Source organism: Micromonospora aurantiaca ATCC 27029 (genome assembly GCF_000145235.1).
Lineage (GTDB): Bacteria > Actinomycetota > Actinomycetes > Mycobacteriales > Micromonosporaceae > Micromonospora > Micromonospora aurantiaca.
Genome location: NC_014391.1, coordinates 5103471 through 5123029, shown reverse-complemented (window position 1 = coordinate 5123029; position 19559 = coordinate 5103471). Strand labels below are relative to the sequence as shown.

Annotated in this window: 17 protein-coding genes; 10 read left to right on the top strand and 7 right to left on the bottom strand. The window is 72.4% G+C overall.

Annotated elements, in window-relative coordinates; translation table 11 throughout:
- The first annotated feature begins 8 nt into the window (after positions 1-8).
- Entirely contained in the window at positions 9-1649 is a 1641-nt protein-coding gene (locus tag MICAU_RS22515; RefSeq protein ID WP_013287650.1) for an ammonium transporter, read from the top strand.
- 245 nt (positions 1650-1894) lie between these two features.
- The gene (locus tag MICAU_RS22510; protein WP_013287649.1) at positions 1895-2515 is read left to right on the top strand and encodes an SLATT domain-containing protein; all 621 of its coding nucleotides are present in this window, start codon (positions 1895-1897) and stop codon (positions 2513-2515) included.
- Here MICAU_RS22510 and MICAU_RS22505 read toward each other — a convergent pair.
- Together MICAU_RS22505 and MICAU_RS22500 are read right to left on the bottom strand one after the other, a co-directional pair.
- Positions 2473-3399, bottom strand: coding sequence for an HAD family hydrolase (locus tag MICAU_RS22505; RefSeq protein WP_013287648.1), 927 nt, complete (start codon positions 3397-3399; stop codon positions 2473-2475). The two genes, MICAU_RS22510 and MICAU_RS22505, sit on opposite strands and share 43 nt — an antisense overlap.
- The gene (locus tag MICAU_RS22500; protein WP_013287647.1) at positions 3396-5084 is read right to left on the bottom strand and encodes an anti-phage phosphoesterase; all 1689 of its coding nucleotides are present in this window, start codon (positions 5082-5084) and stop codon (positions 3396-3398) included. Before MICAU_RS22500 ends, MICAU_RS22505 begins: the two co-directional genes overlap by 4 nt.
- Positions 5085-5299: 215 nt before the next feature.
- Here MICAU_RS22500 and MICAU_RS22495 point away from each other — a divergent pair, with 215 nt between their 5' ends.
- Positions 5300-5650, top strand: coding sequence for a DUF2203 domain-containing protein (locus MICAU_RS22495; protein WP_041784221.1), 351 nt, complete (start codon positions 5300-5302; stop codon positions 5648-5650).
- Positions 5651-5865: 215 nt separating this feature from the next.
- Positions 5866-6669, top strand: a complete 804-nt coding sequence (locus MICAU_RS22490; protein ID WP_013287645.1) for an SGNH/GDSL hydrolase family protein — start codon at positions 5866-5868, stop codon at positions 6667-6669.
- A gap of 73 nt (positions 6670-6742) precedes the next feature.
- Here MICAU_RS22490 and MICAU_RS22485 read toward each other — a convergent pair whose 3' ends face one another.
- Positions 6743-7231 carry a glutathione peroxidase gene (locus tag MICAU_RS22485; RefSeq protein WP_013287644.1) on the bottom strand — a complete coding sequence of 163 codons (489 nt, stop codon included), beginning with the start codon at positions 7229-7231 and terminating at the stop codon, positions 6743-6745.
- Between the two features lie 143 nt (positions 7232-7374).
- Between MICAU_RS22485 and MICAU_RS22480 the strand changes: the two genes are divergently transcribed.
- From MICAU_RS22480 to MICAU_RS22465, 4 genes are all read left to right on the top strand, one after another.
- Positions 7375-9009 carry a glycosyl hydrolase family 18 protein gene (locus tag MICAU_RS22480; protein ID WP_013287643.1) on the top strand — a complete coding sequence of 545 codons (1635 nt, stop codon included), beginning with the start codon at positions 7375-7377 and terminating at the stop codon, positions 9007-9009.
- A 173-nt stretch (positions 9010-9182) separates the two neighbouring features.
- A complete protein-coding gene (locus MICAU_RS22475) occupies positions 9183-9713 on the top strand; it encodes a hypothetical protein (protein WP_013287642.1) in 531 nt (176 codons plus the stop codon).
- A gap of 57 nt (positions 9714-9770) precedes the next feature.
- Complete coding sequence (locus tag MICAU_RS22470) at positions 9771-11177, top strand: class II 3-deoxy-7-phosphoheptulonate synthase (protein WP_013287641.1); 1407 nt, start codon at positions 9771-9773, stop codon at positions 11175-11177.
- A gap of 104 nt (positions 11178-11281) precedes the next feature.
- The gene (locus tag MICAU_RS22465) at positions 11282-12256 is read left to right on the top strand and encodes a threonine aldolase family protein (protein WP_049794891.1); all 975 of its coding nucleotides are present in this window, start codon (positions 11282-11284) and stop codon (positions 12254-12256) included.
- 43 nt (positions 12257-12299) lie between these two features.
- Here the strand turns inward: MICAU_RS22465 and MICAU_RS22460 are convergent, their stop codons facing one another.
- Both MICAU_RS22460 and pknB read right to left on the bottom strand, forming a co-directional pair.
- A complete protein-coding gene (locus MICAU_RS22460) occupies positions 12300-13169 on the bottom strand; it encodes a deoxyribonuclease IV (protein ID WP_013287639.1) in 870 nt (289 codons plus the stop codon).
- The gene (pknB, locus tag MICAU_RS22455; RefSeq protein ID WP_013287638.1) at positions 13166-15151 is read right to left on the bottom strand and encodes a Stk1 family PASTA domain-containing Ser/Thr kinase; all 1986 of its coding nucleotides are present in this window, start codon (positions 15149-15151) and stop codon (positions 13166-13168) included. The genes MICAU_RS22460 and pknB overlap by 4 nt, the downstream gene beginning before the upstream one ends.
- Positions 15152-15293: 142 nt before the next feature.
- Here pknB and MICAU_RS22450 point away from each other — a divergent pair, with 142 nt between their 5' ends.
- Positions 15294-15674 (top strand): Rv2175c family DNA-binding protein, encoded by a 381-nt coding sequence (locus tag MICAU_RS22450; protein WP_013287637.1) that lies wholly within the window; start codon positions 15294-15296, stop codon positions 15672-15674.
- A 136-nt stretch (positions 15675-15810) separates the two neighbouring features.
- Here MICAU_RS22450 and MICAU_RS22445 read toward each other — a convergent pair whose 3' ends face one another.
- Together MICAU_RS22445 and MICAU_RS22440 are read right to left on the bottom strand one after the other, a co-directional pair.
- The gene (locus tag MICAU_RS22445; RefSeq protein WP_013287636.1) at positions 15811-16893 is read right to left on the bottom strand and encodes a polyprenyl synthetase family protein; all 1083 of its coding nucleotides are present in this window, start codon (positions 16891-16893) and stop codon (positions 15811-15813) included.
- A 62-nt stretch (positions 16894-16955) separates the two neighbouring features.
- Positions 16956-18404 carry a helix-turn-helix domain-containing protein gene (locus tag MICAU_RS22440; RefSeq protein WP_013287635.1) on the bottom strand — a complete coding sequence of 483 codons (1449 nt, stop codon included), beginning with the start codon at positions 18402-18404 and terminating at the stop codon, positions 16956-16958.
- Between the two features lie 226 nt (positions 18405-18630).
- Between MICAU_RS22440 and metF the strand changes: the two genes are divergently transcribed.
- The gene (gene metF / locus MICAU_RS22435; protein WP_013287634.1) at positions 18631-19548 is read left to right on the top strand and encodes a methylenetetrahydrofolate reductase [NAD(P)H]; all 918 of its coding nucleotides are present in this window, start codon (positions 18631-18633) and stop codon (positions 19546-19548) included.
- Positions 19549-19559: the final 11 nt, after the last annotated feature.

Sequence of the window (19559 nt, the reverse complement as noted above, 5' to 3'; positions counted from 1 at the left end):
GGGAAACCGTGTCCGCTCCGAACGCGGGTGACACCGCCTGGGTGCTCGTCTGCGCCGGCCTCGTCCTGTTCATGACGCCGGGGCTCGCCGCGTTCTACGGCGGCATGGTCCGCACCCGCAACGTGCTGGCGATGCTGCAGCAGAACATGATCGCGCTCGGCGTGGTCAGCCTGACCTGGGTGCTCGTCGGCTACACGATCGCCTTCGGCGACGACGCCGGCAGCGGGCTGTTCGGCAACCTGGAACTGTTCGGGCTCACCGACCTGAAGGTGCCGCCCGCACCCAACCTGCACGTGGTCGACGGTCGGATCACCATCCCGACGCTGGCGTTCGTGCTGTTTCAGATGATGTTCGCGGTGATCACACCCGCGCTCGTCGCCGGCGCCACCGCGGGCCGGCTGCGCTTCGGCGGCTGGGTGCTGTTCCTCGCGGTCTGGTCGATAGTGGTCTACGCGCCGATCGCGCACTGGCTCTGGCACCCCGGCGGGTGGCTGGCGAAGTTCGGCACCCAGGACTGGGCCGGCGGGCTGGTCGTGCACGCCAGCGCCGGCGCCGCCGTCCTCGCCGTCCTGCTCGTCGTCGGCCGACGCCGGGACTGGCCGCACACCGCCGCACCACCGAACTCGATCCCGCTGACCATCGTCGGCGCCGGCATCCTCTGGTTCGGCTGGTTCGGCTTCAACGGCGGCGACGGCCTCCAGGCCAACGGTCTCGCCGCCCAGGCCGTCCTCAACACGCACCTGGCCGCCGCCGCGGCGATGCTCGTCTGGCTGGCGCTGGAACGCGTCACCGACGGACACAGCACCGTCGTGGGCGCGGTCTCCGGCGCGGTGGCGGGCCTGGCGACGGTCACCCCGACCGCCGGGTACGTCAACGCGGCCTCGGCCGTCGCGATCGGCGCGCTGGCCGGCCTGGTCTGCCACTTCGCGCTGAAGCTGAAGTACCTGCTACGCCTCGACGACGCGCTCGACGTGCTCGCCGTGCACTTCGTCGGCGGCATGCTCGGCACGCTCCTGCTCGGCCTGTTCGGCAACCGCGGGGTCAACCCGCTCGGCGCCGACGGGCTGTTCCTCGGCGGCGGAGGCGGCCTGCTGTGGCGCCAGCTCGTCGGCGTGGTGAGCGTGGTCGCGTTCTCGTTCGTCCTGACCTGGCTGATCGCCGCCGGGGTGCAGGCGCTCATCGGCCTGCGTGTGCCGCCGGCCGATCAGGAACGCCTGGACCAGGCGCAGCAGGGCGCCGACGCGTACCACCTTGGTGGCGTGACCAGCCTGACCGCGCCGGGCGCGCCCCGGCGCCGTAGCGCGGCGGCGCCGGCCGGCGAACCGTCCGTGCCACCCGGTCAGCGGGTACGGGTGGTCACCGCGCTGCTGGAACCGGACCCGGCCGCGAACAGCGCCGACCTGCGCGACGCGCTGCTGCGCGCGGGCGCGATCTCGGTCATCGTCAGCGACGCCGCCGTGGCGACGACGACGCCACAGGCGAGCCTGCTGCCGCGCGGCTACTGGCAGGACCAGCCGTTGTCGGCCCGGCTGCGCGTCACAGTGCTGGTGGGTGCGGACGGGGTGGGTGCGGTGCTGGACGAACTGGACCGGATGGGGGCCCGGCGGAGCGATACCTTCGTGCAGGAGGCGGAACGCGTCCAACCCTGACAGGCGGGTGCCTGCCATCGATTCGAGTCTGGTAACCCGTCCCCTCACTCGGCAAGCACATCGAGACGTCTGATCCTTGAGTGTTGGAACGCGATGACGCAGGCTGTGCGTATGGGGCGACAGCATCTGCCGAACCTCGACCCGCCACCCGGATACGGCCCTCGCCGTGCGCTGGGATCGGACGGCTCGTGCTAACGAGCAATGGCCGACTCGACAGGTCAAGCCGTCGAGTCCCGCGGCGGGACATGATCATCCGCCCATTCCCCGTCTTGGCGGCGGACCAACCGCCTGAGGCCGTCCTGGATCGCTTGCGTGGGTGGGCGGAGGGGCAGGCCGAGGACGCGGTTGCCTGGTACCTGCGCGACAAGGCGGTGCGCCGCACGATTTCCCGCCTGCTGCGCGGCTGCGCCATCCTGCTGGGGATCGCCGGCGGAGTCGTACCCCTGGTTAGCGCGGCGAGCGCTGGGAGCGGCGCCAGCTGGGGATATGTCCTGCTCGCCATGGCCGGTGGCTGTCTGGCCTTCGATCACTTCTTCGGCCTGTCCTCGGCCTGGATGCGCGACATCGCTACCGCGCAGGCGCTTCAGCGGGCGCTCACCGAGTTCCGGCTGGACTGGGTGACCACGGAACTGCGCACCTCAGCCACTGAGGAAGCGGTGCTACGGCGGCGCGAGGAACTGATCCGCGTGCTCGTGCTGCGGACGGCCGAGTTGGTCGAGGCGGAGACCGGCGAGTGGCTGAGTGAGTTCCGGAGCAACATCGGCGACCTGAACCGGCGGAACGGATGGTCGCCCGCAACGGGTCACCCCTCTGTCGGAGCGGGTCAATCGGCCGGCCCTGACGGCAAGCAGGCCGATATCACTTGAGGCCGCCTCGGTTGCGATGCTGCACGGAATGTGTAGTGCTCGCGTAACTCGTGAAATGCGTCAAGCGTTACGTCCGGCTCGTATTGCGGCGGATCATCGCTCTTGGCTTCTGCTGCGGTGACGGCTGCGGGGTCCCAATGGGACAGCGCGACCAAGCCGCGCCAGAGGTCGGAATCGTGGTGGGTGCCGTAGCGGGCCCAGGCGGCGAGCATCCCCGCTCGCTTGGCCATTGCCACGTCCTTGCTCAAGCTGTCGCCCACGTACAGACAGTGGGCGGCTGGAACGCCCAGCTGCTCGGCGATCTGACGGGCGATCTCCGGATTGGGCTTGCGTGCCGTCGGTGGCAGTACCCGAACCTCGATTGCGGCCGGAACAGACCGTCGATCGGCGCCCAAAGGGTGAGGCGGCCCGACGAACCGGGGCGCGTAGATCGCCTCCAACATCGCGTCCAACCCGAGCGACCTCGCTCGACTGCTGATGTTCACGTCCTTGGCCTCGGTGTGCCCCACAACGTGACAACCTGTGGCCTTGATGGTCTGGAGCGTGCTTTCCACGTCCGGGTAGAGGTGGAGGTGGCGTCGCCGGACCTCGTTGAAGGCGGCGAAGGCCGGAAGCAGGTGCTCGTGTCGTGCTCGTTGGCTCATCCCGGGCAGGCGTCGCTCGACGGCCGAGGTCTCGAGCAGCGCGAAGGGGTGCTCGGTATTGCCGTGGTTGCGGTGCACGGCCTGGAGGTCGCTCCGCAACTCGTCCTCGGACACGTCGAGGATCTCGGCGGCCACGGCCACCATCGCCCGCACTGCGGGCACAAAGTACGCCACCCAGTCGTACAGCGTGTTGTCCATGTCGAGGATGAGGGCGTGCACGACCTGGCGCCTGGTGGTCATGGGGAAACGACCTTCCAGGGAGCAATCTCGAGTCGGCCGTCTGCCCCGGTTACCAGCGGGGCCCGCCAGGTCATGAAGCGCTCGAATGAGCCCTGCTGTTGACTCCGGTACATTTCCAACTCCACGACGGGACCCGCCATCCGGATCAGGTTGAAGAAGTTACGCCGCCCGTCTGACGATCTCGAGCCGCTGCTCCCACCACCGACGATGTTGAAGCGTCCCAGGTCCCAGCGTTCGTTGCTGTATTCGGGGAGATGGTACGCCTCGGTACGCCAGACGAACGCGCGGTGTTTGTGCCCGTGCACCGCGAGGTGCACCCCGTCACGGGCGGCCAGGCGCTGGATCCTGGGTGCGTCGATGGCGATCCCGAAACCGGTCGCGTACTCGTCGGGCGATTCGAGGTCCTCGGTCAGCGCGAGATGATGATGCAGCGCGAGCACGCGCAGGGCTGATCCAGGGTTCGACCAGGCGAGCGCGCTGGTCACCTCGCGGTACGCGGACTCCTGCACCCGGCCCATGCCCGCCAGGAACGACTGCCCCTGTTCCAGTGAGCTGGAGTTGACCGCGGCGATGTCGACAAGGTTGCCGCCAGGGAAGATGAAACGGCGAGCCATCGAGAGGTGGGGCGAGGCCGGGTATCCGTAGAGCGCTCGAAAGAACTCCCGGTAGTTGGCCGTTGCCGCCGCCGGAGCCACCTCGACCGGTGCTCCATATTCGTACGAGTCACCGCGGGTCCAGGCGATGTCGTGATTGCCGGGTATGACGACGAGGTGCTCCATGCCCAGCCCGAGCAGCCCATTGGTGAGCTTGAAGAGGCCAGCCCGCGCCGCCGCGAACTCGTCGCGGTGGGCGACATAGGTGAGATCGCCTGTGACGAGGACCGCTCCGACCGACCGCTGGTCACGAGCCAGGGCATCGGAGATCGCGTCGACCATGGTCGGGCGGGTAGCGCCGTCCTCGGTCTCCAGCCGCCACTGATGCTCCGACCGAAACCGCCCCGTCGCATAGTGCGGATCGGTGACGTGCAGCAGCCACGGCCCCGGGCAGGCGATCGGCTCGGGGGACAGCGCGCCGTCCTGGCGTGGCGACGCGGTCAGGAACCGCTCGCTGGAGTCAGCCGGCTGGGCCGGCCGGATCTCCCAGATGGTGGTGTCCATCGCGCGCAGCTCGTCAGCGTCCAGGATCCGCTTACCCACCAGCCGCTCCAGTTGGCTCCGTGGATGATGGGGCAACGGCGGTGCGGAGGCGAAGGAGAACCTCCCGAAGAATTCCATCGGCTCCTCGGCCAGGGCCACCAGCCGTAGCCAGCCCCGGCTGTGCCGACTCGCCCGATAGTAGGGTGGAACGCCGTCCCGTTCGGCGTCGGGCGGACTGAGCGAGGTGAAGGCCCCGAGTTCGTCCGGCTGCGGCAGGATCACGCGTTCGACGATGGCGGGATGAACGAGGCCCGTCCCGGAGTGGAACAGCCCGATCGGCACCCGACGTCCCTCCAGCGTCTCGCGTTCGAGCGCCCTCCACACCTCCAGCCGGCCGGGTTCGTTGGGTCGTTTCCACCAGCCCCACCAGCACCAACCACGCTCCTGCAGGACGGCGCGATGCTCGGGCAGGGTGTCGGCGACCAGGTCCCGGTACCGGAACAGGTACCGCGGGGCCGGGGTGCTGGAGCTGGGCGAACGATCGCTCATGCCAGTGAGCCTCCGACGACGGGCGAGGGGCGTCCGGGCAAGCCGATGGCCGATCCGGGAGGAACCATCTGTATACCCGAGCGCGACCATGCCCGATACCCGGTGCCGGTCTGCGGCGGTGACGCCCAGGCCCCGGCGTTCCACGACGTGCATCGAGGTGCGGCGTGTGCCGTGTGGAAGCTTCCCTCTGGACGGTCGTGCCGCATACTGGCCCGGTGTTCACTCTCGCCCAGGCGCGTCACCTGGTGGCCACGTTGCGGCCGCGCGTCGACGAGCTGATCCGGCTGCGGGCCGACCTGGCCGAGTTGCGGGTCGACCTGGCCGACCACGGCGTCAGCGCGCTCGGCGGGCTCGCCGAGGTGAAGGCGCTGGAGGCGCGGCTGCACGTGGTGGTGGACGAGTTCCACCAGCATGAGATCGCGGTCAAGGGGATCGCCCCGGTGCTGCTCGACTTCCCCGGTGAGCGCGACGGCCGGGCGGTGCTCTGGTGCTGGCTGGAGGGCGACACCGACATCCGGTGGTATCACCGGGTCGAGTGCGGGTTCGCCGGCCGCCGTCCGGTCTGAGCGGGCCGCCGCCCGGTCTGAGTCGACCCGTCCGCGCCTGATCTGCGTCGATCTGCCCCCACTGGCGGAATCCTTCAGCCCGCTCCGCGAAACCGGCAGCGATTTGTAGGCGTAAGTCGCTATGCGCGCCGGACCGCAAATCGGTGATCTTCCATACCCTGTGATCTTGTTGATATCTATCTCTCACCACCACTTCACGCCCCCAGGAGTGCGACGTGCGGAGATCCCGTCTTGCCACCCTCGCCCTGACCCTGGCCGCCTCGGTCGGGGTCACTCTGTCTCTGGCCGCCCCCGCCCAGGCGGCCCCGTCCGACCGCTACGTCGCGCTCGGCGACTCGTACGCCTCCGGCGTCGGCGCCGACAGCTACACCTCCGAGAGCGGTAACTGTCTACGCAGCACGAACGCCTACCCGGCGCTCTACAACACCAACATCAAGCCCGCGTCGTACCGTTCGGTCGCCTGCTCCGGCGCCACCACGGCGGACGTCATCAACAGTCAGCTCTCCGCGCTCTCGTCGACCACCACGCTGGTCAGCGTCACTGTGGGCGGCAACGACGTCGGCTTCGCCAACATCATGAGCACCTGCGTGCTCCAGGGGGAGACCCAGTGCGTGGCGGCCGTGCAGTCCGCCATGAACGTGGCCCGCACCTCGATGCCGGGCCGGCTCGCCAACGTCTACAACGGCATCAAGAGCCGCTCGCCCTCGGCCCGCGTCGTGGTGGTCGGCTACCCGGTCTTCTACCAGCTCGGCACTCCCTGCGTCGGGCTCAGCGCGACGTCCCGGGCGAAGATCAACGAGGGCATCAACCTGCTCGACGACATCACCCGCACGGCCGCCGTCTCGGCCGGCTTCACCTTCGCCGACGTCCGCTCCATCTTCGTCGGCCACCAGCTGTGCAGCTACGGGACGAAGTGGCTGCACGCGCTCAACGTGCTGAGCCTGAGCAAGTCGTACCACCCGACGGCCGCCGGGCAGTCCGGCGGCTACTACCCGGTGTTCCGGGCCGCCGCCGGCTGACCCGATCCGCGGCAGCGGCACGCCTCCCCCGGGGGGCGTGCCGCTTCGCCGTGCCCGGCGGCGGGTGCGCCGGTCAGGCCGGCAGGACCTTCTCGATCGCCGCGCGCAGCTCGGGATCCTCGGGTGTGACCTGCGGGCCGAACCGGGCGGCCACCGTGCCGTCCGGCGCGACGAGGAACTTCTCGAAGTTCCAGCGCACGTCGCCGGTGTGCCCCTCGGCGTCCGGCGTGGACACCAGCTCCGCGTAGAGCGGGTGCCGGTCCGGCCCGTTGACGTCGACCTTTTCCGTCAGCGGGAACGTCACGCCGTAGTTGACCTGGCAGAACTCCTCGATCTCGGCGGCGCTGCCCGGCTCCTGGCCGGCGAACTGGTTGCACGGCACCCCGAGCACCGTCAGCCCGCGTCCGGCGTACGTGTCGGCGAGTTCCTGAAGGCCCGCGTACTGCGGGGTGAGGCCGCAGCGGGAGGCCACATTGACCACGAGCAGGGCGCGGCCGCGGTAGCGGCCGAGGTCGGCCGGGCCGCCGGTGAGGGCGTCGATCTGGACGTCGAAAACGGTCATGGGACGAGGCTACGACCCCTCGCGCCCACCGTCCCGCGTCACCCGTGAAATCGATGCATCTACATCTTGACGAAGTGGTGACGGCGTGAGTAGCGTCTCAGCAATCAATTTGGAAAGTTTCCTAACTATTGGAGGGACGCCGTATGAAGAGATCGCTCCGCCGGGCCCTGTGGGCCACCGGCGCCGTGGTCGCGCTCGCGGTCGCCGCGGTGCCCATGACCACCGCGTCGGCCGCCGGCAGCGTCACCGCCACGTTCGCCAAGGTGCAGGACTGGGGGACCGGCCACGAGGGGCGGGTGACAGTCACCAACGGCACCAGCTCCACCCTCAACGGCTGGCGCATCGAGTTCACGCTGCCCTCCGGCACCTCGATCAGCAGCTCCTGGGACGCCGACATCACCCGCAGCGGTGACCGCTACGTGGCGGTCAACAAGAGCTGGGCGTCGACGCTCGCCCCCGGCGCCAGCTTCAGCTGGGGCTACAACGGCACCGGCGCGTACAAGGCACCGGTGAGCTGCACGATCAACGGCGGCTCCTGCACCGGCGGCGGTACGCCGACGACCACCGCGCCGACCACGGCGCCGCCGACCACCACGCCACCCACCACCACGCCGCCGACGACCACCCCGCCGACCACGCAGCCGCCGACCACGCCGCCGCCCGGCGGCAAGAAGATCGTCGGCTACTTCGCCGAGTGGGGCGTCTACGCCCGCAACTACCACGTCAAGAACATCCACACGAGCGGCTCGGCGGCGAAGCTGACCCACATCCTGTACGCCTTCGGCAACACCACCGGCGGCCGGTGCAGCATCGGGGACAGCTACGCCGACTACGAGAAGGCGTACACCGCGGCGGACAGCGTCGACGGCGTCGCCGACACCTGGGACCAGCCGCTGCGCGGCAGCTTCAATCAGCTGCGCAAGCTGAAGAAGATGTACCCGAACCTGAAGGTGCTCTGGTCCTTCGGCGGCTGGACCTGGTCCGGCGGCTTCACCCAGGCCGCGCAGAACCCGGCCGCGTTCGCCGACTCCTGCTACTCCCTGGTCAAGGACCCGCGCTGGGCGGACGTCTTCGACGGCATCGACATCGACTGGGAGTACCCGAACGCCTGCGGCCTCCAGTGCGACAGCAGCGGCCCGAACGCGTTCAAGAACGTGATCTCGGCGCTGCGGAGCAAGTTCGGCTCCAGCTTCCTGGTCACCGCGGCGATCACCGCCGACGGCAGCAACGGCGGCAAGATCGACGCCACCGACTACGCCGGCGCCGCGAACAACCTCAACTGGCTGATGCCGATGACGTACGACTACTTCGGCGCCTTCAACGCCCAGGGGCCGACCGCGCCGCACTCGCCGCTCTACTCCTACGCGGGCATCCCACAGCAGGGCTTCTGGTCGGACGCGGCGATCCAGAAACTCAAGTCCAAGGGCGTACCGTCCAGCAAGCTGCTGCTCGGCGTCGGATTCTACGGACGCGGCTGGACCGGTGTGACCCAGGCCGCACCCGGCGGCAGCGCCACCGGCGCGGCCCCGGGCACCTACGAGGCCGGCATCGAGGACTACAAGGTGCTCAAGAACAGCTGCCCGGCCACCGGCACCGTCGGCGGCACGGCGTACGCCAAGTGCGGCAGCAACTGGTGGAGCTACGACACCCCGTCGACCATCGGCGGGAAGATGAGCTACGCCAACAGCCAGGGCCTCGGTGGCGCGTTCTTCTGGGAGCTCTCCGGTGACACCAGCAACGGTGAGCTGATCGGCGCCATCAAGGGCGGTCTCGGCTGAGCCGAGGGCCGACGCACCACCCACCCGGCGGGGAGGGGCCGCACCGGCCCCTCCCCGCCCGCGTGCCGTCCTGGCCGAGCGCGCCGATCCGGGTCAGGATGGGGAGTCATCCGACCGATCTGGCCGGATGTGGCACACTCGCCGCTCGACGAGTCCACGCGACGGGAGGACAGATGGGTCGCAGCCACCGGGGCCGGTTCGCCGGGCTCGCCCTCCTCGCGCTCCTGCCGGCCGCCCTGGCCGCCTGCGGCTCGGGCGGCCAGGGCGGCGACACCCCGCCCAGCGGGAAAGCGCCGGCCGAGGAGGCGGCGGCCAAGAGCCGGGAACGCGTGCAGGCGTACCTGGACGCGCTGACCGCCCGCGACGCCGCCGCCGGCCGCAGCCAGCTCTGCGCGCCCATGCACGCCGCCTTCGACTCCGCCGCCACCGGCCCGAACGGCGACTTCGCCGACCACTTCACGGTGCCCGAGGCGACGATCACCGAGGTCCGCTCCGGCCCGAACGGCCAGGAGGTCAGCGCCTCGATCACTGTTGCCGCCGGCTCGCGCAAGGCCGCCCGGTCGCTGCTGTTCACCGTCACCCGTAACGGCGCGGACTGGTGCATCTCCGGCGAGGCGCCCGGCGAGCGCGCGGTCGAGCCGACCGCCGACCCGGCGGGGCCGCCGCCGCCGGCGATGGCGCCCTCACCGGTGTCCTCCCAGTGACCGGAACCATCCCCCTCGGCGGTGAGTGATCGCGACGGTCGCCGTACGCTTTCCTTCATGCGCCATGAGTGGCATCAGCTGAGTCACCCCGCCGTGGGCAGCCCTGGTCTGCAGACCAGCCGCCCGACCGCCGACTCCGCCGAGGACGCGGCCCTCGGCCTCGACCGATGGCGGGAGCTGCCGCGCGCGCAGACCCCACCCTGGGACGACCCGGCCCAGGTCGCCGAGGTCTGCCGGGTGCTGGACACGGTTCCCTCCGTGGTCGCGCCCTACGAGGTCGACCAGTTGCGGCAGCGGCTCGCGCTGGTCTGCGAGGGCAAGGCGTTCCTGCTCCAGGGCGGTGACTGCGCGGAGACCTTCGCCGACAACACCGAGAGTCACCTGCTCGCCAACGCCCGCACGCTGCTCCAGATGGCCATCGTGCTCACCTACGGCGCGTCGCTGCCGGTGGTCAAGGTCGCCCGGGTCGCCGGCCAGTACACCAAGCCCCGGTCGCTGCCGACCGACGCCCGGGGCCTGCCGGCCTACCGCGGCGACATGATCAATTCCCTGGAGGCCACGCCGGAGGCGCGGGTCGCCGACCCGCAGCGCATGATCCGGGCGTACGCGAACTCGGCCGCCGCGATGAACATGCTCCGGGCGTACCTGGCCGGTGGGCTGGCCGACCTGCACGCCGTGCACGACTGGAACAAGGACTTCGTCCGGCGGTCCCCGGCCGGCGAGCGCTACGACGCGATCGCCCGCGAGATCGACAGGGCGCTGGCCTTCATCCGCGCCTGCGGCATGACCGACGACGAGGCGCTGCGCACCGTGACGCTGCACTGCTCGCACGAGGCGCTGGCGCTGGAGTACGACAGGGCGCTGACCCGGATCTCCAACGGCAAGGCGTACGGCCTGTCCGGGCACTTCCTCTGGATCGGCGAGCGGACCCGGCAGATCGACGGGGCGCACATCGACTTCATCTCCCGCATCGCCAACCCGATCGGCGTCAAGCTCGGCCCGACGACCACGCCGGACGAGGCGATCGAGCTCTGCGAGAAGCTCAACCCGGACAACGTCCCCGGCCGGCTCACGCTGATCAGCCGGATGGGCAACCACCGGGTCCGCGACGCGCTGCCGCCGATCGTCGCCAAGGTCACCGCCGCCGGGGCGAAGGTCGTCTGGCAGTGCGACCCGATGCACGGCAACACGCACGAGTCCTCGAACGGCTACAAGACCCGGCACTTCGACCGGATCGTCGACGAGGTGCTCGGCTACTTCGAGGTGCACAGGGGCCTGGACACCCACCCGGGCGGCCTGCACGTCGAGCTGACCGGCGAGGACGTCACCGAGTGCCTCGGCGGTGCCCAGGGCATCGAGGATCTCGACCTGCCCGACCGGTACGAGACCGCCTGCGACCCCCGGCTGAACACCCAGCAGTCGCTGGAGTTGGCGTTCCTGGTGGCGGAGATGCTCCGTGGCTGACGCGAGGAGTGAGCTTGCGAGCCCCGCAGTCGGCAGCCGGAGGAGGCACAGTGGCTGAGGTCATCGATCTGCGGACGGACACCGTGACCCGGCCGACGCCGGGGATGCGGGAGGCGATGGCCGCCGCCGAAGTGGGCGACGACGTCTACGGCGAGGACCCGACGGTCACCGCGCTGGAGGCCGAGGTGGCCGCGCTGTTCGGTCACGAGGCGGCGCTGTTCGCCCCGAGCGGCTCGATGGCCAACCAGATCGCGCTCCAGTTGCACGTACCGCCCGGCGACGAGCTGCTCTGCGACGCCGACGCGCACGTCGTCACGTACGAGGTCGGCGCCGCCGCCGCGTACGGCGGGATCTCCTCGCGGACCTGGCCCGCGGTGGGCGCGGAGCTGGACCCCGACGTGGTCGCCGGGATGATCCGGCCGGACGGCTACTTCGCGGTGCCCACGCGGGCGATCGCCGTGGAGCAGACCCACAACCGGGGCGGCGGTGGGGTGATCCCGCTGCCGACGCTGCGCCGGATGCGTGAGGTCGCCGACGAGCACGGGGTGGCCCTGCACTGCGACGGCGCGCGGATCTGGCACGCGCATATCGCCGACGGGGTGCCGCTGGCCGAGTACGGCGTGCTGTTCGACACGCTCTCGGTGTGCCTCTCCAAGGGCCTCGGCGCGCCGGTCGGCTCGCTTGTGGTGGGCAGTGCCGAGAAGATCGCCCGGGCGCGGTTCCTGCGCAAGCGGATGGGCGGAGGCATGCGGCAGGTCGGCATCCTCGCCGCCGCCGGCCGGTACGCGCTGGCGCACCACGTCGAGCGGCTCGCCGACGACCACGTGAAGGCGGCCCGGCTGGCCGAGGCGGTCGCCCCGCACGGCGTGCTCGCGTCGGTGGTGCGGACCAACATCGTGCCGCTGGACCTGACCAAGCACCCGTTGGACGCGCACGCGCTGGCGACTGCCGCGCGGGCGGAGGGGTTGCTGATCTCGGTGCTCGGCCCGCGTACCGCCCGGCTGGTCACCCACCTGGACGTCACCGACGCGCAGATCGACCGCGCCGCCACCATCCTGAACACCGCCCTGCGCGCCTGACCCGCGGGCCCCACTGCGCCCCGCGAGGGGGCGGGCGGACCCGTCAGGGGTGGAGGCGCTTCAGGGTGGCGATGTCGGCGGCGTGGCCGATGTGCTTCTCCGTGGGGGTCTCCACCAGCACGGGCACCCCGGCGGTCGCCGGGTGGCGCATCAGCTCGGCGAACGCCGGCTCGCCGATGGTGCCCTTGCCGATGTTCTCGTGCCGGTCCCGGGTGGAGCCGCACAGGTCCTTCGAGTCGTTCGCGTGCACCAGCCGCAGCCGGTCCGCGCCCACCGTGGCGACCAGCGTGTCGAGCGTGGCGGTCATGCCGCCCTCGGCGGCCAGGTCGTGACCGGCCGCCCAGGCGTGACAGGTGTCGAAGCAGACCCCGAGCATCGGGTGCCGGTCGACCGCGTCCAGGTAGGGGCCGAGGTGCTCGACCCGGGACGCCAGTGACCGGCCGCCCCCGGCGCTCGGCTCGACCAGCAGCATCGGCCCGCCGGTGGCGGCGATCTCGTCGAGCAGCGGGAGCAGCGCCGCGCGGACCTGCCGCAGGGCCACCTCGGCGTGACCGGCGTCGACAGCGCTGCCGGCGTGGAACACCACGCCCTCGGCACCGATCGCCCGGCCCCGCCGCAGCGCGTGCGCCAGCGTCTCCGCCGACCGGGTCACGGTCGCCGGGGTGGGGGAGCCGAGGTTGACCAGCAGCGAGGCGTGGATGAACACGGGCAGCCCGCGCTCGCCGCACCCGTCGCGGAACAGCGCGTCCTGCGCCGGGTCGCCGGCCGGCAGCGCCCAGCCGCGCGAGTTCGAGACGTAGACCTGCACCACCTCGGACTCGGCCGCGTCCGCGTACGGCAGGGCCGCCCGGGCCAGACCGCCGGAGGTGGGGGTGTGCGACCCCACCCGCCGGCGTCCGTCACATCCGCTCACAGGCACGTCACAGTGATCGTCGTACCCGGCGGCACCGGCGTGTTCTCGACCGGGTTCTGGATCCGGACGATGCCGTTCGGGTTGAGCTGGACGTTGACCGGGAAGCCCTGGCTCTCCAGCGTCTGCTTGGCCTGCTGGCAGGGCATGTCGACCACCCGGGGGACGGCCACCTGCGGCGGGCCCTTGCTGATCTCCAGCTTGACCTGGGCGCCCTTCTCCACGCCGGTGCCGTCGGCCGGACTCTGGCCGAGGATCTCGTCCTTCGGCTTGTCGGAGTCCTTGACGTTCTCCACCGGCTTCAGCCCGAGCTGCGCGAGGATGGTGCGCGCCTCGGTGAGGCTCTTGCCGACCAGGTTGGGCACCGTCACCGGCGCGCGACCCTTGCTGAGGATCACCGTCACCTTCGCCCCGGGCTTGACCACCGTGCCCACCTTCGGGTCGGTGGCCAGCACCACACCCGCGGGCAGCGTGTCGTCGTACCGGGAGGAGCCCTTGGCCACAACCAGGTTGGCGCCCTCCAGCTCGGCCTGGGCCAGCGCGTAGTCCTTGCCCACCACGTCCGGCACCGGCAGCCGCTCCGGACCGAGCGACAGGGTCAGCGTGATCGTGCCGCCCTTGACGATCCGCGCGGCCGAGCCGGGGGACTGCCCGAGCACTGTGTCCTTGGGGACGTTCTCGTCGTGGCGCGGGGTGGCGTACTTCAGCGTGAAGCCGCCGCGCTGGGCCTGCGCCTCCGCGTCGGCCTTGGTCAGGCTGACCATCTGCGGCGCCACCGTGTAGCGGCCCACGCCGAACCACCAGCCACCCACCGCGGCGACCAGGCCGAGCACCACGACCGCCGCGGCGACGGCCAGCCGTCCGCGCGGCGAGCCCATGATCCGGGTACGCAGGGCGGCGAACCCGGTCCCCGGGCCGTCCTCCTCGACGGCGCGGCGCCGGTGCGGGCGCTGCGCGGCGCCGCTCTCGGGCAGCCGTGCCCACGCCGGGCGCTCGACCGGCTGGAGCGCGGCCACCACCTGGGTCGGCTGGCTCAGGACCGCCGTGTCGTCGCTGAGCTGCCGCAGCACAGTGGTGTGCGCGTGCGGGTTGCCCAGCTCCTCGCGGGCCGCCTGCACCTCGCTCAGCAGCGCCGCGGCGTCGGCCGGGCGGCCGGCCGGATCGCGCCGCGTGGCCCGGGCGACGAGCGCGTCGAGAGCCGGCGGCAGCGTCGGCACCAGCGTCGACGGCGCCGGTACGTCCCGGTCGACGTGCTGCCACGCGACCTCCACCGGACGGTCGCCGTCGTAGGGCACCCGGCCGGTGAGCATCTCGAACAGCACGATGCCGGCCGAGTAGACGTCGGTGCGCGGGTCCGCGTGGCCCTGGGTGACCAGCTCCGGCGCCACGTACGCCACCGTCGCCATGAGCTGGTTGCCGTTCTCGTCCTCGGCGCTGGCCTCGACGGCCCGGGCCAGCCCGAAGTCGGCCACCTTGACCACGCTGTCGACGAGGTTGCGGCTCCCGCCGGTGGGCACCTCGGCGACGAGCACGTTCTCCGGCTTGACGTCGCGGTGCACCAGGCCGGCCCGGTGCGCGGCGGCGAGCGCGGCGAGCATCTGCTCGGTGATCGCGAGCGCCTCGTCCGGGTTCAGCCGGCGGCGCTCGGCGAGCACGTCGCGCAGCGTGCGGCCGCGGACGTACTCCATCACCAGGTACGGCAGGCCGGCGTGGATGCCCTGGTCGTAGACCGCCACCACGTTCGGGTGGGTGAGCCGGGCGATCGTCTTCGCCTCGTCGGTGAAGCGTTCGACGAAGCCGGCCATCCGGGCCTTGGCCTGCGGCGCCTGGGTCGGGTGAATGATCTTGACCGCCACGGTGCGCTCCAGGCGCTCGTCGGTGGCGGTGTACACGGTCGCCATGCCGCCACGGGCGACGCGCCCGCGAATGCGGTAGCGCCCCTCGATCAGCGAGCCCAGCAACGTGTCGGCGACCTGTGTGTCCATCGGCAGGCAGTCTATGTGTCGGAGGGATGAAGGTAGAACAGGATGCTACCGCCGGGTTGCGACAAGGGGGGACCGCCGCGCTCCCGGCGGCGGTGCGGGGTGCCGTGCACCGGGTCCGGCGGGCACGTGGCAGGGTGGTCGGGTGACCGATTCCGTACCCGCCGAGACCGGCCCCGAGCTGGCCGGACCGGCCGACCCGGCCGGATGGCTGACGCTGCCCGACGTGGCCGAGCGCCTGGACCTGTCGATCAGCAAGGTGCACCAGATGATCCGCGACCGTGAGCTGATCGCGGTGCGCCGCGACGGCGTCCGCCGGATCCCGGCCGACCTGGTGGCCAACCGCACCGTGCTCAAGCACCTGCCCGGAGTGCTCAACCTGCTCGCCGACGCCGGTTACGACGACGAGGAGGCGCTGCGCTGGCTCTACCGGGAGGACCCCACTCTTCCCGGCACCCCCGCCGTAGCCCTCGGCGGCGACCTGGCCCGAGAGGTGAAACGCCGAGCCCAGGCAGTCGCCTTCTAACCCCGAGGACCGCCTCACCGTTCTCGTCGATCATGAAGTTGGCGGCGGAGTCGATCTCCGAAAATGCCGCCAACTTCATGATCGACCGCTTCGGGGGCGGGTGTGGGGCGGGTGGGGCAGGTGGGCGAGGGGGCGGTCAGGCGGGGCGGCGGGTGGCGGCGATGGCCAGGTCGACCAGGGCCTGGCGGGCCTCGGTGTCCAGGTCGACAGCGGTGAGCGCGGCCAGGGCGCTCTCGGTGAGCGCGGTGATGTGCCGCTCGGCCCGATCCAGCGCGCCGCTCGTCGTGATCAGCTCACGCAGCCGGTCCACCCCGGCCGCGTCCAGGTCCGGTACGCCGAGACCGGCCAGCAGTGCCTCCCGGCCGGCCGGGTCGAGCGCCTCCAGTGCGGCCGCCACCAGGTACGTCCGCTTGCCCTCGCGCAGGTCGTCGCCGGCCGGCTTGCCGGTGCGCTCCGGGTCGCCGAACACCCCCAGCACGTCGTCGCGGAGCTGGAACGCCTCACCCAGCGGCAGCCCGTACGCCGAGTACGCGGCGTGCACCTCGGGCGGCGCGCCGGCCAGCGCGGCACCGAGCAGCAGCGGACGCTCGACCGTGTACTTCGCCGACTTGTACCGGGCCACCTTGGCGGCCCGGTCCAGCGAGGTGTCCCCGGTGGCCTGGGTCAGCACGTCCAGGTACTGCCCGACGGTCACCTCGGTACGCATCTCGTCGAAGACCGGCCGGGCCCGGGCCACGGTGGCCGGCGGCAGGCCGGAGGAGTGCAGCAGCTCGTCGGACCAGACCAGGCACAGGTCGCCCAGCAGGATCGCCGCGGCGTCGCCGAAGGAGTCCGCGTCGCCGCCCCAGCCGGCCGTGCGGTGCCGGGCGGCGAACCGCCTGTGCATCGCCGGCTCGCCGCGCCGGGTGTCCGACCGGTCCATCAGGTCGTCGTGGATCAGCGCGCTGGCCTGCACGAACTCCAGTGCGGCAAGGGTGGCGACGACCTGGTCGGAGTCGACCCCGCCGGCGCCCCGGTAACCCCAGTAGCCGAACGCCGGACGCAGCCGCTTGCCGCCGCCCAGCACGAACGCCTCGATCGCCTCGGCGACGGGCAGCAGGCCGTCGTCGACGGCGGTCAGCCAGCCGCGCTGGCCGGCGAGGAACTCGGTGAGCGCCTTGTCGATCCGCTGGCGCAGGCCGGCACGGTCGACGGGGGATACGGGAGCAGCGTGGGTCACGCCACGACGCTAGCGGTTCGCACCCGTTCCCGCCGCGCCCCCGCCCCGGCGTGCCTCGTGGCTCACCGGCGCGGACTGTCGCGCAGGTGGCGCGGCACGCCGGACGGCAGGTAGGGGCGGGCCGCGGTGACCAGTCGCGCGTACCCCCGGGTGGCCGGACCGGGCGGCGCGTGCGCCAGGCCGCGACGGAACGCGGTGAGCTGGCCGACGGCCCGCGGGGATCCGGACCGGACCGCGTCGAGCAGCGCCTCGCCGGCCACCGCGCACGCCTCGGGCACCGCGCCCAGGCCCAGGTGCCCGCGGGCCAGCCAGCCGCCGTACACGGCCGACCGGCGCGGGCGGCCCCGCGCGCCCACCACCGGCGTCAGCAGCGGCACTGCGGCGGCGTGACGGCCCAGCGCGACGAGCGTGCGCCCGGTCATCGCCGCCAGTTCGGCCGCGTCGAGCCAGTAGAGCCAGGGCGGCTCCCGGCCGGGCTCCGGCGTGCCGGCCCGATCGGCACCGGCCAGCGCCTGCCCGGCCGTGCGGGGACGCCCGGCGAGCGCGGCGGCGAGCGCCACCCGGTGCAGCAGCAGCGCCCGCAGGCCGGGCGAGGCGGTGGCACGGCCGGCGGCGTACCCGATCCGGGCCAGGACCAGCGCGCCGGCCGGGTCGCCGGCGTCGGCCAGCAGGTGACTGGCCGACGCGAGCACGTGCCCGGCCAGCGGCGCCTGCCCGGCGGCCACCGCCGCCCGCAGCGCCAGCCGGTACGCGACCAGGCCCCCGCCGAGGTCGCCCGCGTCGGCGGCCAGCCACCCGGCGAGCTGCGCCGACTCGGCGAGCGCGGGCAGCATCGCGCGACGGCCGGCGGGCCCGGCGCGCCGGTAGCCGCGGACCGCCTGCCGCAGCCGGCGGGCGCCGTGCCCGGCGAGGTCGCCGCCGCCGAGCAGGTCGTCCCAGCGCCGCAGCGTGGCGAGCGTCACCCCGTCCGCCGGGTGACCACGACCGGAACCGGTGGGCTCGTCGTCCGGCCCGCGCAGGACGTGGACGCCGAGCGGCCCGGACTCGTCCGCGACGGACATGCGCGGGGCGGGACGGCCGGTCCGGTGCTCGTCGTCCCGTCCGGGACGGCCGGGCAGCGGCGTTGGCGCGGCGGCGAACGGGCCGGCCGGCGTACGGCCGCCCGGGTCGGCCGCCCAGCGGTACGCGAGCGTGAGCAGGGCCAGCCGGGCCCTGGACCCGGCCGGGTCGACCACCGCAGGCGCCACGCCCAGCCGGCGGCTGCGCGCGGCGGCCCCGGCCAGCACCTCGCCCGGCACCCCCAGGACCGTCGCCAGCCAGGCGGACCAGAAGTCGCCGGGAAGCCGCAGCTGGCGCTCCCAGCGGGACACCTCGTTGCGGGTCAGCGTGGGCACGCCGGAGGCGGCGCACAGCTCGGCGGCCAGCCGCTGCTGGCTCCAGCCACGGGCGGCCCGCAACTCGGCCAGCAGCGGCCCGAGCAGGCGCGGGCCCGGCGGCGGGGACGGGATCATCGGAACCTCCGGGGCGACGGCGCGGATGGCGACGCGGACGCCCGGCCAGTGGTGGCGCCGGCGCGTCGCCGTCGTGGCGACCCCCGCGCGGGCCCCCGGAACGGCCGTCGGCCGCCCCACCGCGCTGCCGCATTTCTACCCCCGGGGTACGACGTCGCGCCGGGACAGGTGTTCGCGGGCTGGGAAGATTCCCGATGCGGCGTGCCGTCCCGGTTACAGTCGGTCCGTGGCGCTCGGTCTTCCCTCGGTCCTTCCCAATCCCCAGCCGGCCATCGGGGAGCTGATCCGTGACGGCCGCCCCACGTTCTCCTTCGAGTTCTTCCCGCCGAAGACCCCGGCCGGGGAGAAACTGCTCTGGCAGGCCATCCGCGAGCTGGAGTCGCTGCGGCCCTCGTTCGTGTCGATCACCTACGGCGCGGGCGGCTCGACCCGCGACACCACTGTCGCGGTGACCGAGCGGATCGCCACCGAGACGACGCTGCTGCCGATGGCGCACCTGACCGCGGTGAACCACTCGGTGGCCGAGCTGCGGCACGTGATCGGCCGGCTGGCCTCGGTCGGGGTGCGCAACGTGCTGGCCGTGCGGGGTGACCCGCCGGGCGACCCGGGCGGCGAGTGGATCGCCCACCCCGAGGGCGTCCGGTACGCCGAGGGCCTGGTCCGGCTGGTCCGCGACAGCGGCGACTTCAGCGTCGGCGTGGCCGCGTTCCCGTACAAGCACCCGCGCTCGCCGGACGTGGACAGCGACACCGCGCACTTCGTCCGCAAGTGCCGGGCCGGCGCGGAGTTCGCGATCACCCAGATGTTCTTCGACGCCGACGACTACCTGCGTCTGCGCGACCGGGTCGCAGCCGCCGGCTGCGACACGCCGATCCTGGCCGGGGTGATGCCGGTGACCCAGATCGGCACCATCGAACGCTCGGTGCAGCTGTCCGGCGCGCCGTTCCCGCCGGCGCTGGCCGAGCGGTTCGAGCAGGTGGCCGACGACCCGGAGGCGGTCCGCCGCCTCGGCGTCGAGCAGGCGAGCGAGATGTGCGAGAAGCTGCTCGACGAGGGCGTGCCGGGGATCCACTTCATCACGCTCAACCGGTCCACTGCGACCCGGGAGGTGTGGCAGCGGCTGCGCGCCGCCGCACGGGTGTGACCACCCGCCAC